Origin of the sequence: Caballeronia sp. AZ10_KS36 (assembly GCF_023631105.1) — a bacterium.
GTDB lineage: Bacteria > Pseudomonadota > Gammaproteobacteria > Burkholderiales > Burkholderiaceae > Caballeronia.
Genome location: NZ_JALQDQ010000008.1, coordinates 1 through 16,029 on the forward strand (window position 1 = coordinate 1; position 16,029 = coordinate 16,029).

Genomic DNA, 16,029 nt, shown 5'->3' on the forward strand with positions numbered 1-16,029 from the left:
GGCAATCGCCTGAACGCGACGCTGCACGCGCAGGCAAGCCGCATCGGCGTGATCGACGCGAACGCGCACACGACGCTCGTCACCCGCGACGGCGCGCTCACCGTCGCGGACGATGCGCCGCTCACCGGGGCCATCGATGCGAACATTCCCGAACTGCGCACCACCGGCGGCCTGCTCGGCGCGAACTATCTGCTCGGCGGCAGGCTCGCGCTGAAGCTGACGATCGCGGGCATCGTCGCGAAGCCGACGCTCTCCGGTTCGCTGACGGGCGACAACGTGTCGGCGACGGTCGTGGATCAGGGCGTGCAACTGAAGGACGGCATCATCCGGATTGCGCTGTCCGAGAATCTCGTCGACTTCCGGCAAGTGGAGTTCCACGGCGCGAGCGGCACCTTGCGCGCGACCGGCAAAGTGCGGCTCGACCAGCAGCAGCCCGATCTGACGGCGAGCATCATCGCGGACAAGCTCGAACTCTTCGCGTCACCGGACCGGCAACTCATGCTCTCGGGCAGCGCGAGCATCGCGAATGCGGGTCTTGCGGGCGGCATGGCGATCAACGGCAAGTTCACCGTCGATCACGGACTTTTCGACTTGCCGGAAAGCTCCGCGCCCGCGCTCGGCGACGACGTCGTGGTCATGCGTGCGGACGGCACGGTGAAGGGCGAGAACGCGAAATCGTTCGAAGCCGCGACGGAGAAACCGGTCGGGCCGTTCACGCCGCGCGCGAATATCGACATCGACCTCGGGCAGCGGTTCCGTTTCAAGGGCGCGGGCGCCGGCCTCGGGCTTGCCGGCACGATCACCGCGATGAGCGCGCCGAACATGCCGCTGCGCGCGGTCGGCAACGTGCGCGTGACGCCCGGATCGACCTACACGGCGTTCGGCCGCAAGCTGAACATCGAGAACGGCTTCTTCACGTTCAACGGCCCGGTGACGAATCCCGGCCTCAATATTCTCGCGATGCGCCGCAATCAGGAAATCGAGGCGGGCGTGCAGGTGACGGGCACGGTGCAGTCGCCGGTGGCGAAGCTCATTTCGGAGCCGAACGTGCCGGACAACGAAAAGCTCTCGTGGCTGCTCTTCGGCCACGGCACCGATCAGGGCAATAACATCGGCCAGCAAAGCGCGATGACGAGCGCGCTCGCGCTCATCGGCGGGTCGAGCGGCAAGCGCATCGCGCAGACCTTCGGGCTCGACGAGTTCTCTATCGGGTCGAGCGAAGTCGGCCTGACGGATCAGCAAGTGGTGCTGATCTCGAAGGCAATCAACGAGCGGCTCGTGATCGGCTACGAGCAGGGGCTGCAGTCGGCGGCCAACGCGGTCAAGGCGACGTTGAGCCTGTCGCGCTTCTGGTCCGTGACGGCGTATGGCGGGACGTATCAGGGCGTGGATCTGTCGTACACGCGGCGCTTCAATTCGTGGATGCGGCTCTTTGCGTCGAGCTCGCCGGATTCGCGTTCGGCGGAGCAGCCTTCGGCGGCATCGGGCGCGTCGGGCGTGTCGGCGCCGTTCGGGGCATCGGCGACGGCGGTGGATTCGGATTGATTGCCGGGTCTGGCTGAAAGCAAAAGGGCACGCGGTTTCGCGTGCCCTTTCTTTCTCCGCCGACGCGCGTCACTTCACGCGCATGCCCGCCTTCGCGCCGCTATGCGGCTCCAGAATGTAGAGGCCCGGTTCGGCCTTCTCGTCCGTGGCGGATGCGGCGAGCACCATGCCTTCGGACATGCCGAACTTCATCTTGCGCGGCGCGAGATTGGCGACCATCACCGTCAGCTTGCCGACGAGATCCTGCGGCTGATACGCCGACTTGATGCCGGAAAACACGTTACGCGTCTTCTCCTCGCCGATATCGAGCGTCAGTTGCAGCAGCTTGTCGGAGCCTTCCACTGCCTTGCAATCGACGATCTTCGCGATGCGCAGATCGACCTTCGCGAAATCGTCGATGGAAATGACGCCCGACTCGTCCTGCTTCGCTTCCTTCTTCGTAGCTGCGCTCGCTTCCGGCGCGGCCGGTTGCAGCGATTCACGATTCGCCGCGAGCAATGCCTCGATCTGCTTCGGATCGACGCGCGTCGTCAGATGCTTGTACGCGTTGATCGCGTTCGCGGACGAAAGCGGGCGCTCGGCATCGGCCCATGCGAGCGGCGCGATGCCGAGGAACGCTTCCACGGATTCGACGAGCTTCGGCATCACCGGCTTGAGCGCCAACGAGAGCAGCCGGAACGCTTCGAGGCTCACGCTGCACGTCTCATGCAGCGCGACCGCGTTCGCCGGGTCCTTCGCCTGTTCCCACGGCTTCGCGGTATCGACGTACGCGTTGACGGCGTCGGCGAGTTCCATCGTCGTGCGCAGCGCGCGGCCGTATTCGCGCGATTCGTAGAACGACGCGATCTGCGGGATCGCGCCGCGCAGTTGCGCGATAAGCGGATGCTGCATCGCGCTGTCCTGCACGCGGCCATCGAAGCGTTTGATGAGGAAGCCCGCCGCGCGGCTCGCAATGTTCACGTACTTGCCGACCAGATCGCTGTTCACGCGCGCCTGGAAGTCGTCGAGGTTCAGGTCGATGTCTTCCATCGTGCTGTTCAGCTTCGCCGCGAAGTAGTAGCGCAGCCACTCCGGATTGATGCCCGTGTCGATCACGCTTTGCGCGGTGATGAACGTGCCGCGCGACTTCGACATCTTCGCGCCGTCCACGGTCAGGAAGCCGTGCGCGAACACGTTCGTCGGCGTGCGGTGGCCGGAGAACTGAAGCATCGCGGGCCAGAACAGCGTGTGGAAATACAGAATGTCCTTGCCGATAAAGTGATACTGCTCGGCCTTCGAGCCGGGCTTCACCCAGGCGTCGAAATTCACGCCGATGCGATCCGCCAGATTCTTGAAGCTCGCGTAATAGCCGACGGGCGCGTCCACCCACACGTAGAAGTACTTGCCCGGCGCGCCGGGAATTTCGAAGCCGAAGTACGGCGCGTCGCGCGAAATGTCCCAGTCGGCGAGCTTGGCTTCGCCCTTGTCGCCGAGCCATTCGCGCATCTTGTTGGTCGCTTCGGCTTGCGCGAGTCCGCCGACCCAGCCGCGCAGGAAGTCTTCGCAACGAGGATCGGACAGGCGGAAGAAGTAATGCGTCGACGTCTTGCGGATGGGCGTCGCGCCCGACACCACCGAATACGGATTGATGAGCTCGGTCGGCTGATACGTGGAGCCGCAGACTTCGCAGTTGTCGCCGTATTGGTCTTTCGCGCCGCATTTCGGGCATTCGCCCTTGATGAAGCGGTCCGGCAGGAACATTTCCTTGACCGGATCGTAAGCCTGCTCGATGTCGCGCGCGTCGATCAGGCCGGCTTGCTGAAGCGCGGTATAGATGGAGTCGCACAGCGCGCGGTTTTCTTCGGCGTCGGTCGAATAGTAGTTGTCGAACGAGATGCCGAAGCTGTCGAAATCGCGCTTGTGCTCCTTCCAGACGCGCTCGATCAGCGCTTTCGGCGTGATGCCTTCCTTTTCGGCGCGCAGCATGATCGGCGTGCCGTGCGTATCGTCGGCGCCGACGTAGTAGACCTCGTGGCCGTGCATGCGCAGCGTCCGCACCCAGATGTCGGTCTGGATGTACTCGACCATGTGGCCGATATGAATCTGGCCGTTCGCATACGGAAGCGCGGACGTGACGAGAATCTGGCGGCGGCCGCCTTCGTTGGCCGAAGCGGCGGACGCGGTGGCGGAAATCGGTGCTGACGATGCTGACATGGAGGCGCGGCCCGAAGGAGTGCTGAAGCGGGTGAAAAGGGGAATGTCGATTTTAGCAGGGCGGGCGGGCAGGGCGCGCGGGTGCGGGTTGCGTTAAGCAAATCAACCCGCCAGGAGAAGCGCGCTACGCGTCACGACAAAATGCAACACAAATGTTGTGCTATGGTTGATCGAGCGACGCGAGAGACGCTGTACTGTGACTCCGGCACTGCAGGAGGCATATGAAGTACAGCGAATTCAAAAGGTGGCTGCGCCAGCAAGGAGCTGAGTTCAAGCCGGCGAAAGGAAGCCATTTTCGCGTGACCTTGCATGGAAGAACAACGATTTCCCCGACCATGGAAGCAGGGAAATCGGTACCAAGCTAGTCGAACAGATCAAGAAACAACTGGGATTGAAGTGAAAGAAAGTCTCATGCACGCGGGAGCTGACACAGTCATGTTGTCTTATCCAGTCAACCTGGAGCTCGATACCAACAACAGCTACCTGGTGACGTTCCCCGACATTCCCGAAGCGGTGTCGGTAGGCGACGATGAAGCCGAGGCGCTTCTGAATGCGCTGGATGCGCTCGAAAGCGCCATCGAAATGTACTTCGATGAGAAACGCGAATTGCCGCCTCCGTCGAAGCCGCGCAAGGGGCAGGCCGTCGTTAGGTTGCCGGCGCTCGTCGTCTCGAAAGTTCTATTGGCTAACGAAATGGTGCGGCAAGGCGTGCGAAAGTCCGAGCTTGCGCGTCGGCTCAACGTTCACATGCCGCAGGTGGACCGGCTGCTGAATCCGCGTCATCCGTCGAAACTCGACGCTATCGAAGCCGCATTGAAGTCGCTGGGCAAGCGCCTCAGCATTTCTGTCGCGTAGGGGCGGCCTGCGCGCGAAACGGCGGTATTTGCCGCCCCAAAAAAAACCGGGGTCCAATCGGGCCCCGGAGCAACAACGACAAGAGGAGAATGGCAGGCGATGGCCCAGCCATCCACCCACCATAACGACAGACCAGCGGCACGCCGGCAAGTTTCAAAAATTTTTCACTCGCCTCTGAAACGGTGCCGGATCACGCCCGTCGCCTCACAGTCAGGTCTTACTGAACCTGGCCCGGCTGCGCCGTCGCGCGCAGATAGATTTCCACGCGACGATTCTGCGCGCGGCCGGCTTCCGTCGAGTTGTCGGCGATCGGCTGGTTCTGGCCCATGCCCTGCGCCGACAGACGCTGCGCCGCGACGCCGTGGCTCGAAATATACGACGCCACGCTCTGCGCGCGGTTCTGCGACAGCGTCTGGTTGTACGCGGCCGTGCCGGTGTTGTCCGTATGGCCGACGACGCTCGCGATCAGCTCAGGATGCTGCTGCAACGTTTGCGTGACCGAGTTCAGAACCGGGTCGAACGACGGCTTGATCGCGTAGCTGTTCGTATCGAACGAGATGGAATTCGGGATGTTGACCTTCAGCGAGCCGTCCTGCTGCTCGGTCACCTGCGTGCCGGTGCCCTTCGAGTCGCCGGAAATCTTGTTGCGGATGGACTGCCAGTTGTAGCCGGTGATGCCGCCGACCGCCGCGCCCGTGGCCGCGCCGATCGCCGCGCCCTTGCCGCCGCCGAAAATCGCGCCAATGCCCGCGCCCGTGGCCGCCCCGACGCCGGTACCGACCGCCGCGTTGGTGCCTTGCTGCGACGCGCAGCCTGCGACGAGCGCGCCCGCGACGGCGAACACGGACAAACGGGTCAACATCTTCATCTTCATCTTGATCTCCTTGATTCAACAAGCGATTCGACGCCCACGCGCCGACAGTGCGAAAGGGTCTTCGGACGGGCTTTCGGACGAGCCTCTACAATATTGAGAAACGTCCGTTTTTCCCCGGCGATACGTCCCCGGAAAACGACAGCAGCGGCATAGTGCAGCGATAGCCAAGTCGCGCGCAACGGCGCTAACAATTACTTGCAAATTCCTCAGTTTGTTGCACGGCGACGCACGGCAGCAACCCTCGTTCCACGGAGTATCAATGAGCATTGACCGCGCACAGATTGACACCGCACTCGCTAACCTGACCGATCCCAACACCAATCGCAAGTTAGTTGACACGAAGAACATTCGCAACGTATCGGTCGAAGGCGGCAAGGTTTCGGTGAGCGTCGTGCTGGGCTATCCGGCCAGGACGCAGTTCGCGTTGATCGGCAAACTCGTCGAGGACGCGCTGCGGCAGGTGCCAGGCGTCACCGATACCGCCGTCGACGTTTCTTCGCAAGTGGTCGCGCATGCGGTGCAGCGCGGCGTGAAGCTCTTGCCGAACGTCAAGAACATCATCGCGGTGGCGTCGGGCAAGGGCGGCGTCGGCAAGAGCACGACCGCCGCGAACCTCGCGCTCGCGCTGGCGGCGGAAGGCGCATCGGTCGGCATGCTCGACGCCGACATCTACGGCCCCTCGCTGCCGATGATGCTCGGCATTTCCGGCCGGCCCGAATCGCCCGACAATCAGTCGATGAATCCGCTGACCGGCCACGGCATTCAGGCGAACTCGATCGGCTTTCTGATCGAGCAGGATAACCCGATGGTGTGGCGCGGCCCGATGGTCACGTCCGCGCTCGAACAACTGCTGCGCCAGACCAACTGGAAGGATCTCGATTACCTCGTCGTCGACATGCCGCCGGGCACGGGCGACATCCAGCTCACGCTGTCGCAGAAGGTGCCGGTGACGGGCGCGGTGATCGTGACGACGCCGCAGGACATCGCGCTGCTCGACGCGAAGAAGGGCTTGAAGATGTTCGAGAAGGTGGGCATTCCGATTCTCGGCATCGTCGAAAACATGAGCACGCATATCTGCTCGAACTGCGGCCACGAAGAGCACATCTTCGGCGCGGGCGGCGGCGAGCGCATGGCGAAGGAATACGGCGTGCAGATTCTCGGTTCGTTGCCGCTCGACATCTCGATCCGCGAGCGCACCGACGCCGGCCAGCCAACGGTCGTATCGCAGCCGGAAAGCAGGATTGCGGAGACGTATCGCGCGATTGCGCGGCGCGTCGCGATTTCGGTTGCCGAGCGTCAGCGCGACATGACCTCGAAGTTCCCGAGCATCGTCGTGCAGAACACCTGATCCGCGGCAAAGCGGCCCTCTCGCGCGAGCCTTGTGCGGCGCGGCTCGCGGTATCATGTCGCCTTCGAGACGCGGCAGCGTCGACGCAACGGGTGTCGGCGGGCCGCCGAGAGGATCGCATGAGAGACAGAGTCAACGGGCGGACGCGCTTCGCCTGGTTCGCCTTGTTAGCCGTGGCCGCGGCGGTGTGCAGCGTGCTGCTCGGCGGCTGCGGCATCATCTTCCAGAATCACGAGAAACGCGCGGACGCTACGCTCACGCCCACGCCCGGCAACACGGCGCGCGGCACCGTGACGCTCATCGAGCGCGCCGACGGCGTGCAGATTTCGTACAACCTCGTCGATATGCCACCCAACAGCGACCACGCGCTGCAAGTTCACGAACGCGGCGACTGCATCGCGGTGAACGGCGACGCGAGCCCGGTTTTCGCGTTGCCCTCGGACCGCGGGCGCGCCGGCAGCCGGCTCGAAGGCGAACTCGGCAATATCCACGCGGACGCCACGGGCGCGGCCACCGGCTTCATCGTGGCGACGGACGTGTCGCTCGACGGCGTGCGCTCGGTCATCTCACGCGCGATCATGCTGCACCGCGAAGCGGCCGACCCTTACGCGATGAGCCCGCACAACGTGGGTCCGACGCTTGCGTGCGGCGTCATCCGGCGATAAGGGCATCGTCCGAACGGCCGATCTCGCGGCGGGCGTCGTTCCGCGTAAAATACGCGCTTCCATTTTCGTCTGGCCGCACGCGGCCATGCGCCGTTTCACCGCAGGCCTGCAGTCTCGCCCTCTGCGCGACTTCACGCCGCAACGTTGGGTACGTCCCCTATGAGCATCAAGTCCGACAAGTGGATTCGGCGCATGGCCGAAGAGCACAAGATGATCGAGCCGTTCGTGCGCGATCAGGTGCGCGTGGCCGAGGACGGCCGCAAGATCGTGAGCTACGGCACGTCGAGCTACGGCTACGACATTCGCGTCGCTGACGAATTCAAGATCTTCACGAACATCAACTCGACCATCGTCGATCCGAAGGCGTTCGACGAGAAATCGTTCGTGGACTTCAAGGGCGATGTCTGCATCATTCCGCCGAATTCCTTCGCGCTCGCGCGCACGGTCGAATATTTCCGCATTCCGCGCTCGTGCCTGACCGTGTGTCTCGGCAAGTCGACTTACGCGCGCTGCGGGATCATCGTGAACGTCACGCCGTTCGAGCCGGAGTGGGAAGGCTACGTGACGCTCGAATTCTCGAATACGACACCATTGCCCGCCAAAATCTACGCGAACGAAGGCGTCGCGCAGGTTCTCTTCTTCGAAAGCGACGAGATCTGCGAGACGTCCTACGCCGACCGCGGCGGCAAGTATCAAGGGCAGCACGGCGTGACGCTGCCGAAAACCTGATTGCTCCGCGTCCCTAGAACCGCACACGGCACGCGCTTGTCGAAGGACCGCTGGCTCCGGGAAAAAGTCTCGGGCAGCGGTCGTTCCATTTGGAGATTCGCCTCATGAAGTTCCGCTTCCCCGTCGTCATCATCGACGAAGACTTTCGCTCCGAGAACATCTCGGGTTCCGGCATCCGCGCGCTGGCCGAGGCGATCGAGGGCGAAGGCGCCGAAGTGCTCGGTCTCACGAGCTACGGCGATCTCGCCGCCTTCGCGCAGCAGTCGAGCCGCGCGTCGTGCTTCATCTTGTCGATCGACGACGACGAGCTGCTGCCCTACGCCGACAATGTCGTCGTGGAAGGCGACACGCCCGAACTGGCGTCGGCCATCGTCGCGTTGCGCGCGTTCATCAACGCCGTGCGCCGCCGCAACGCCGACATTCCCATCTTCCTGTACGGCGAAACGCGCACCTCGCGGCACTTGCCGAACGACATCCTGCGCGAACTGCACGGCTTCATCCACATGTTCGAGGACACGCCGGAGTTCGTCGCGCGCCATGTGATTCGCGAAGCCAAGGTGTATCTCGATTCGCTCGCGCCGCCGTTCTTCAAGGAACTGGTGCAGTACGCGGAAGAGGGCTCGTATTCGTGGCACTGTCCGGGGCACTCGGGCGGCGTCGCATTCCTGAAGAATCCGCTCGGGCAGATGTTCCACCAGTTCTTCGGCGAGAACATGCTGCGCGCGGACGTCTGCAACGCGGTCGATGAACTCGGCCAGCTGCTCGATCACACCGGGCCGGTTGCGGCTTCCGAGCGCAACGCGGCGCGCATCTTCAGCGCCGATCATCTCTTCTTCGTGACCAACGGCACGTCGACGTCGAACAAGATCGTGTGGCATGCGACCGTCGCGCCGGGCGACATCGTGCTCGTGGACCGCAACTGCCACAAGTCGATCCTGCACGCCATCACGATGACGGGCGCGATTCCCGTGTTCCTCACGCCGACGCGCAATCACTTCGGCATCATCGGGCCGATTCCGCGCGACGAGTTCAAGCCCGAGAACATCCGCCGCAAGATCGAAGCGAATCCGTTCGCACGCGAGGCGCTCGCGAAGAACCCGAAGGTCAAGCCGCGCATCCTGACCATCACGCAGAGCACGTACGACGGCGTGATTTATAACGTCGAAATGATCAAGGATCTGCTCGGCGACATGCTCGACACGCTGCATTTCGACGAAGCGTGGCTGCCGCACGCCGAGTTCCACTCGTTCTATCAGGACATGCATGCGATCGGCGCGGGCCGGCCGCGCACCGGCGCGCTCGTGTTCGCCACGCACTCCACGCACAAGCTGCTCGCCGGCATTTCGCAGGCGTCGCAGATTCTCGTGCAGGACAGCGAGAACAGCACGTTCGACCGCCATCGTTTCAACGAGGCGTATCTGATGCACACGTCGACGTCGCCGCAATACGCGATCATCGCGTCGTGCGACGTGGCCGCCGCGATGATGGAAGCGCCGGGCGGCCCGGCGCTCGTGGAAGAGTCGATTGCCGAGGCGCTCGACTTCCGCCGCGCGATGCGCAAGGTCGATGCCGAATACGGCGACGACTGGTTCTTCAAGGTCTGGGGCCCGGACGCGCTGGCCGAAGAGGGCATCGGCGACCGCGAGGAGTGGATGCTGAAGCCGAACGACCGCTGGCACGGTTTCGGCGCGCTCGCCGAGAACTTCAACATGCTCGACCCGATCAAGGCGACGATCATCACGCCGGGGCTCGACGTGGACGGCGAGTTCGGCGAGACGGGCATTCCGGCCGCCATCGTGACGAAGTATCTGGCCGAGCACGGCATCATCGTGGAGAAGACGGGGCTTTATTCGTTCTTCATCATGTTCACGATCGGCATCACGAAGGGCCGCTGGAACTCGATGGTCACCGAGCTTCAGCAGTTCAAGGACGACTACGACAACAATCAGCCGCTGTGGCGCGTGCTGCCCGAGTTCATCGCGCAGCATCCGTCGTACGAGCGCATCGGGCTGCGCGATCTGTGCGAACAGATTCACAGCGTCTATCGCGCGAACGACATCGCGCGGCTCACGACCGAGATGTATCTGTCGAGCATGGAGCCCGCGATGAAGCCGTCGGAAGCGTATGCGAAGCTCGTGCACCGCGAGATCGACCGCGTGCCGATCGACGAACTCGAAGGGCGCGTGACGAGCATTCTGCTGACGCCGTATCCGCCGGGCATTCCGTTGCTGATTCCGGGCGAGCGTTTCAACCGGACGATCGTCGATTATTTGCGCTTCGCGCGCGAGTTCAACGAGCGCTTCCCGGGCTTCCACACGGATATTCACGGGCTCGTCGGTGAGATGATCAACGGGCGCATCGAGTATTTTGTCGATTGCGTGCGCGATTGATCTCGTTCTGATTCCCCGCTCTAAAAACGAACGGCCCTTCATCGAAGGGCCGTTTGTCATTCGGGCAAGCGCGGATCGCTTAGATCAGGCCTTCCGCCTTCATCGCCGCCTGCACCGCCGGTCGCGCCGCGACGCGCGCCTGATACGCGGTCAACGCCGGCCACTTGTTCAGATCGAGGTCGATGAACGACGCCCAGCCGAGCACGGTGAAGAGATACGCGTCGCCGATGCTGTACTCATTGCCGAGCAGATACTGCTTGTCGTCGATATGCTTCGCCACGTACGCGAGACGGCGCTCCAGATTGGCCATCGCGGCGGCTTTCCACTCGCTCGTCGCGGCCGGGTTGAAGAACGGCGAGAAGTTCTTGTGCAACTCGGTGCCGATGAACGTCAGCCAGCCTTGCAGCCGATAGCGCGACATCGCGTCGGCGAGCGGCGCGAGGTGCTTGGCCGGCACCTGATCCGCAATGTACTGCATGATCGCCGGACCTTCTGTCAGCACGTTGCCGTCATCGAGCTGAAGCGCGGGCACGTAGCCCTTCGGGTTGATCGCCATGAAATCGGCGCCGCTTGCGGTGACTTTCGTCTTCAGGTCGACGGCTTCGATCTCGTAGGGCAGACCGGATTCTTCGAGGACGATATGCGAGGCAAGGGAGCAGGCGCCGGCTTTGTAGAACAGTTTCATTCGAATCTCCGAGGTGAAACGCGCGCCATTATGAACGATTCAGACTAGGGCGCGGCGCGAGCAATCGCTTTTGACATTCGGAGGTCAATTCGCCTCAGGCGTAAATAGGACAAATCGTGTGTTCGTTCAAGCTGTTCACGACCATGCTGTCGGATCGATAGCAAAGCAAAGAGGTCATCATGAGCGGCAGGCCAGCATTTGGGAGCGCATGGCTCGCATTCACCCGGGTAAGCATGAGCGTGGCGGATGTCGGGAAATTGATCGGCGGTCGCGTCGACGATAACATCAAGTCAGGTATCTTCCAGAACGCATGTCCGATAAGAATGAGCTACGTGCTGAACAGCACCGGTTTTCCCGTGAAGAAAGAAGCGGGCTATGCGACTGTATCGGGCGCTGACGGAAAGCAGTACCTATTTCGGGTGAACGACATGATGGCCTACCTCGAGCGCGAGTTCGGAAGGCCCGACAAAACAGTGAAGTCTCCGAAGGAAACAGACTTTCGGGGTCAGCGAGGCATTCTTGTCGTACGCGGACACGGCTGGAAGGATGCGCGAGGGCACGTCACTCTTTGGAACGGGGCTGCATGTTCGGATTCCTGCCACCTGCTTCAGAATCCGGACAACGGCACGTTCATTCCCGATACGGCATCGCTGTGGGAGTTGCATTGATGCGCCTGTTCGTCGCAGGCGTCATGCTTTTGGCGCTCGGCCAGCTTGCACTCGCCTCCCCGGCGTCAGTGACAGAGAAGCAACAGGCGCTCTTGAAGCGATGGGCACTGAGCCGTTGTCTCGCGAAGGTCTATCCCGGCTCACCGGCGAAGGACGACGCGAACGCTACCGCGAGTAGCTATCTCGAAGCTGGCAGTGTCCCGGCTGACGCATACCTTGCTGTCGACAAGCTGGCGACCGAGTACGCGAACCGGCGTTACTCGGGCGCGGTTCACTCGTCGTTCGGAACGAAGAAATGCATCGATCTTTTCGATAGCAAAGCGCTCGACGATCTCACCGCCCGAATCGTGACTGCACCGGCCGCTAATCGACGATGAATCTGCGCGATGAATCGCGTGCCACGGGCGGCGCCGGCTCGAACGCCGGGTCCGCCGCCATATCATGCAGCGCCGCTTCGAGCGTCGCACAGATCGCATTTAGAGCGAGATCGTTCTCTTCCAGCCCAAACGGGTCTTCGATCTGCGCCGCAATCGCCTCCAGCGCCATGAACGCATACGCCACCAGCAACGCGAAGAGCGGCGTCAACAGGCCCGCGCCATCGACAAGACCGAACGGCAGCAGCACGCAGAACAGATAAATCGTGCGGTGAATCATCACCGAGTACGAGAAGGGCAGCGGCGTCGAAGTGAGCCGCTCGCAGCCGCCGACCACGTTCGACAGCGCGTTCAGGTTCGCGTCGATGGCGAGCATCGCGTAGCCGTCGAGCGCGCCTTCGCGCTTTCTCGCCGCGACCCATTCGCCAAGCCACAGCAAGATCAGCGCGGGCTTGTACTGCGCGGCGGCGACGCGCGCATGCAGTTGGGGCGGCAGGCGCGGCGCGAGATCGCTCGTCGCGTCCGTGCCGCGCAACTGATGCCGCAACGCATGCGCCAGTCCGCCTATCGCCGCGAGAAAACGCCGCGTGTCGACGGGATCGCGCGGATGCGGCATCGACAACGCCTGGCGCGCAAGCGAACGCGCCGTAATGACGAGCGAGCCCCAGAGCTTGCGTCCCTCCCACCAGCGGTCGTAGCTCGCGCTGTTGCGAAAGCCCAGGAACACCGCGAGCGCAATGCCGACGAGCGCGAACGGCGGCGTGCCGAGCCCGATCGGATAGTGCCGCATGTGGTCGTGCATGAAGATCGCTGCGACCGACAGCGCGAAGATCAGCCCGAGCCGCGGTAACAGTTGCGGCAGCACGGAGCCGCGCCAGACGAACAGCATGCGGAACCAGTGCAGCTTCGGTCGAATGATCATGTTTCGGGTCTGCTTTCGGAATGAATGGCGTGCGGCGCGATACGACGTGATACGACGCGACGAGACGTTGCGCGTCCTGCATTCTAAGTCAGCATGCCGCCGTATCGGAACCTTGAACGATCGGCTCGACGCGCTTCGTTCGCAAGGTGCGGCCAGGCGCCGGATGCCGGGCGACTGATGCGCCGCGCGAGTCGATCACGATGCGCCTTGACGTCTTCGTGCTAACCGCTTCTGGCGACACCTACTAGAATGAAGGTCAGCCGACGCTTGCGTTGGATAAAGTTAGGCGTTCGAATTAAATGTAAAGATGGTTGCGGCATCGAAACGGTCTTGACACCTTTTCCAAAAACCTCGCACATAGACGACAAAAACGGAGGCATTCATGCTCGCAGCCAGGCGCAACGTCTTTTTGGTGCTGGTTCCCCTTGCGGTTCCATGTGCCGTATCGGCGCACGGAACGCTCGAGACCCCGTTGAGCCGTGTGTATTCGTGCTATCTCGAAGGGCCTGAAAATCCGAAGTCGGCCGCGTGCCAGGCGGCGGTGGCCGTCGCGGGGCCAGCGTTTCTGTATGACTGGGCGGGCGTCAACCAGTTGCCCAACGGCGATCACAAGGCGTTCGTGCCGGACGGGCATCTGTGCAGCGGCGGCAAGACGAATTACTACGGGCTCGATCTCGGTCGCAACGACTGGCCGGCGACTTCGATTTCCGCTGATCTCAGCGGCAACTTCACGTTTGTCTGGAATGCGACCGCGCCGCACGTCACGCGATACTTCCAGTTCTACATGACGAACGACAACTACGATTTCAACCAGCCGCTGAAATGGTCCGATCTCGACAGCGCGCCGTTTTGCGAGATCAACAACGTCACGCTGGATAACGGACGCTACAAGATGCAGTGCAAGCTCCCGGCGGGCAAGACGGGCAAGCGCATCATCTATGTGATCTGGCAGCGCAACGACAGCGCCGAGGCTTTCTACGCGTGTACGGACGTGGTCATCAACGCGGTCAAGTCGACGTGGCGCGAACTGCGTCCGGTGCCGACGACCGCGCAGAACCAGCCCGCCGGCATGAAGATCACCTTGCGCGTATTCGACCCGGACGGCCACGATCTCGAATCGATCAGCTACATCGTGACGGCGCAGACCACGAACGCCGCCGACTGGATGTACGCGATGGCGACGACCATCAACGCTCAGTCGAGGCGCGTGCATATCGGCCTGATCGACAACAACGGCAATATCGTGCCGCAGAAGGAGCCGTCGGCGAACCGCATTTACGTCGATGGCCCGACGGACTACAACTTCATGGTGGACTACACCGGCTCGACGACGCCGACGCCTGCGCCTGCGCCTGCTCCGGCTCCCGCGCCCGCACCTGCCCCAGCGCCCGCACCCGCACCGACACCCGCACCCGCACCCGCACCCGCACCCGCACCCGCACCCGCACCCGCACCCGTACCCGCACCCGCACCGGCACCCGCACCCGCACCATCGCCAGCTACCGGCGGCATGTGTGCGGTGCCGTGGCAGGCGGGCACCATCTACAAGTCGAAGGAGCAGGTCTCGGCGAACGGACACAACTACAGCGCGCGCTGGGAGAACAGCGACAATCCGGTGACCAATTCCGGCAGCGACAAGGCGTGGCAAGACCTGGGTACATGCTCCGGCCAAACGTCACTGGCGTGCGCGGCGCCGTGGAGCGCGAGCAAGACCTACGCGACCGCCGGCACGAACGTGAGCTACAACGGCATGAACTATCGCAACAAGTGGTGGTCGGCGAATGTCGATCCGGCGACGAACTCGGACGGCGCGTGGGAAAAGATCGGGCCGTGCAAGTAGTCGTGAGCCGCGCATCGCGCGAGACGAAGCGCTTCGCGCGATGCGTTCACTGCTCCGCGCGAAAACGTCCGCGTCGGATCCACTTCGTCGCGATCCACTTTTCGCCTTCTTCGACGGGCGTGCCGGCATGCAGCGTTCTCGGATCGCTCTGGCCGAGTTCGTTGACATACTCGAAGTAGAGCGCGCAACCGGGCCGCGGATGGATGGCGAGTCCGGCGGCCGGAAAAGTCGTGTCGCCGCCGCGCGCGACGTCGTTGAGATAAAGGATGACGGTCGCCACCCGCTGTCCGCCGCGCTGCATGTGATGCCGGCTGCCCGCCTGCTCCTCGGGGAAATAATCGAAATGCGGACGATATTCGCCGCCCACGCCATAACGAAGGATATGCAGGTCCTCACCGTTTTCGACGGGCTGCCGGAAGAGTTCCGCGAGTCGCCGGTCGATCGTGCCGACGAGCGCATCCGTCGACGCATCGACAAACGCGCCTTCGCTTTGACGTTCGGTGATGGTGATCTCGTTGCCCGAATCCGGATCGACGACCGACGAGCGTTGCACGCGCGCGCGGCCGATTTCGATGAGCCGGTCGCATTCGCCGTGCGTGAGGACATCGGCGAGCAGCGCGACGACGGGCTGGCCGCAACTGAAGAGCTTGGGTGCTTCGCAGTCGCTCGCGGTGAGCACGCGGCCGGGCGGCAGCATCGGCGTACCGTAGACGTAATCGGAGGCATCGGCGGCTTGCGCCGTAGCGGGCTCTTCGAACGCTTCGCCCGCCAGGTGACGCGCGAGAATCAGCCGCGCGGTGTTCGGATGAAAGTCCGCGGCGATCATGGCGTCGATCAGCGATTGATGCGTGCATCCGCGAACGATGTTCTCATCGAGCCACGTTTTCCATGCGGCATCGAAGCGAGGAAGGGTGCTCATGGCGGCCTGGCGATGATGACGG

14 protein-coding genes are annotated in these 16,029 nt (G+C 63.0%); 9 read left to right on the forward strand and 5 right to left on the reverse strand.

The features are described from left to right. A partial coding sequence (locus NCR35_RS04565) for a translocation/assembly module TamB domain-containing protein (RefSeq protein ID WP_250533327.1) occupies positions 1-1,545 on the forward strand: 1,545 nt, incomplete at its 5' end. A 69-nt stretch (positions 1,546-1,614) separates the two neighbouring features. Here the strand turns inward: NCR35_RS04565 and metG are convergent. Further along, positions 1,615-3,738, reverse strand: a complete 2,124-nt coding sequence (gene metG / locus NCR35_RS04570; protein ID WP_250533328.1) for a methionine--tRNA ligase — start codon at positions 3,736-3,738, stop codon at positions 1,615-1,617. A 309-nt stretch (positions 3,739-4,047) separates the two neighbouring features. On the opposite strand from metG, the gene NCR35_RS04580 reads away from it, so the two are divergent. Continuing rightward, entirely contained in the window at positions 4,048-4,593 is a 546-nt protein-coding gene (locus NCR35_RS04580; RefSeq protein WP_350029181.1) for a type II toxin-antitoxin system HicB family antitoxin, read from the forward strand. 217 nt (positions 4,594-4,810) lie between these two features. Here NCR35_RS04580 and NCR35_RS04585 read toward each other — a convergent pair whose 3' ends face one another. Beyond that, on the reverse strand, positions 4,811-5,467 hold the full coding sequence (locus tag NCR35_RS04585) for a YiaD family glycine zipper/OmpA-like lipoprotein (protein WP_244848097.1): 657 nt from the start codon (positions 5,465-5,467) through the stop codon (positions 4,811-4,813). Between the two features lie 259 nt (positions 5,468-5,726). Between NCR35_RS04585 and apbC the strand changes: the two genes are divergently transcribed. From apbC to NCR35_RS04605, 4 genes are all read left to right on the forward strand, one after another. After that, positions 5,727-6,815 carry an iron-sulfur cluster carrier protein ApbC gene (gene apbC, locus NCR35_RS04590; RefSeq protein ID WP_250533330.1) on the forward strand — a complete coding sequence of 363 codons (1,089 nt, stop codon included), beginning with the start codon at positions 5,727-5,729 and terminating at the stop codon, positions 6,813-6,815. A gap of 119 nt (positions 6,816-6,934) precedes the next feature. Further along, positions 6,935-7,480 carry a superoxide dismutase family protein gene (locus NCR35_RS04595; protein WP_250533331.1) on the forward strand — a complete coding sequence of 182 codons (546 nt, stop codon included), beginning with the start codon at positions 6,935-6,937 and terminating at the stop codon, positions 7,478-7,480. 159 nt (positions 7,481-7,639) lie between these two features. Further along, a complete protein-coding gene (dcd, locus tag NCR35_RS04600) occupies positions 7,640-8,209 on the forward strand; it encodes a dCTP deaminase (protein WP_014190693.1) in 570 nt (189 codons plus the stop codon). Positions 8,210-8,313: 104 nt separating this feature from the next. Next, a complete protein-coding gene (locus NCR35_RS04605; RefSeq protein ID WP_206467737.1) occupies positions 8,314-10,599 on the forward strand; it encodes an arginine/lysine/ornithine decarboxylase in 2,286 nt (761 codons plus the stop codon). A gap of 79 nt (positions 10,600-10,678) precedes the next feature. Here NCR35_RS04605 and gstA read toward each other — a convergent pair whose 3' ends face one another. Continuing rightward, positions 10,679-11,284 (reverse strand): glutathione transferase GstA, encoded by a 606-nt coding sequence (gstA, locus tag NCR35_RS04610; RefSeq protein ID WP_250533332.1) that lies wholly within the window; start codon positions 11,282-11,284, stop codon positions 10,679-10,681. Positions 11,285-11,463: 179 nt separating this feature from the next. Between gstA and NCR35_RS04615 the strand changes: the two genes are divergently transcribed. Together NCR35_RS04615 and NCR35_RS04620 are read left to right on the forward strand one after the other, a co-directional pair. Next, entirely contained in the window at positions 11,464-11,952 is a 489-nt protein-coding gene (locus NCR35_RS04615) for a type VI secretion system amidase effector protein Tae4 (RefSeq protein ID WP_250533333.1), read from the forward strand. Then, complete coding sequence (locus NCR35_RS04620) at positions 11,952-12,329, forward strand: T6SS amidase immunity protein Tai4 family protein (protein ID WP_250533334.1); 378 nt, start codon at positions 11,952-11,954, stop codon at positions 12,327-12,329. The genes NCR35_RS04615 and NCR35_RS04620 overlap by 1 nt, the downstream gene beginning before the upstream one ends. Here NCR35_RS04620 and NCR35_RS04625 read toward each other — a convergent pair. Continuing rightward, positions 12,316-13,248, reverse strand: a complete 933-nt coding sequence (locus tag NCR35_RS04625; protein ID WP_250533335.1) for a bestrophin family protein — start codon at positions 13,246-13,248, stop codon at positions 12,316-12,318. The genes NCR35_RS04620 and NCR35_RS04625 overlap by 14 nt on opposite strands. A 382-nt stretch (positions 13,249-13,630) precedes the next feature. Between NCR35_RS04625 and NCR35_RS04630 the strand changes: the two genes are divergently transcribed. Then, positions 13,631-15,088, forward strand: coding sequence for a lytic polysaccharide monooxygenase (locus NCR35_RS04630; RefSeq protein WP_284502882.1), 1,458 nt, complete (start codon positions 13,631-13,633; stop codon positions 15,086-15,088). Positions 15,089-15,134: 46 nt separating this feature from the next. Here NCR35_RS04630 and NCR35_RS04635 read toward each other — a convergent pair whose 3' ends face one another. Then, complete coding sequence (locus tag NCR35_RS04635; RefSeq protein WP_250533336.1) at positions 15,135-16,007, reverse strand: 2OG-Fe(II) oxygenase; 873 nt, start codon at positions 16,005-16,007, stop codon at positions 15,135-15,137. Positions 16,008-16,029 lie beyond the last annotated feature (22 nt).